The organism is Bradyrhizobium sp. UBA2491 (assembly GCF_002341725.1).
Lineage (GTDB): Bacteria > Pseudomonadota > Alphaproteobacteria > Rhizobiales > Xanthobacteraceae > Bradyrhizobium.
The window spans coordinates 471-958 of record NZ_DDOP01000003.1; the positions used below are offsets into that span (position 1 = coordinate 471).

The following is a 488-nucleotide window of genomic DNA, read 5'->3' on the forward strand; positions in this document are numbered from 1 at the left end:
CCTACATCCTGGTGACGCCGGACGGCGAGCGCACCATGAACACCTATCTCGGTGCCGCGCAGGACCTGACGCCCGACGATATCGATCCGGCCCAGATCGCCGCCGCCAGCATCATCTATCTCGAAGGCTATCTCTGGGATCCGAAGAACGCCAAGGACGCCTTCGTGAAGGCGGCCGATATCGCGCATGGCGCCGGCCGTCAGGTCGCACTGACGCTGTCGGATTCGTTCTGCGTCGATCGCTACCGCGACGAATTCCTCGACCTGATGCGCAAGGGCACGGTCGACCTGGTGTTCTCAAACGAGTCCGAGCTGCACTCGCTGTACCAGACCTCGGATTTCGACACCGCGCTGAAGCAGTTCGGCAAGGACACCAGGCTCGGCGTCGTCACCCGCAGCGAGAAGGGCTGCGTCGTGATCTCGGGAGATGGCGTCGTAGCGGCGCCGGCCTATCCGATCGACAGACTGGTCGACACCACAGGCGCCGGC

1 protein-coding gene is annotated in these 488 nt (G+C 64.1%); it reads left to right on the forward strand.

Annotation, left to right across the window (positions count from 1 at the left end):
- On the forward strand, window positions 1-488 hold a 488-nt coding region (locus B2W55_RS00655; protein ID WP_291532169.1), incomplete at both ends, for an adenosine kinase.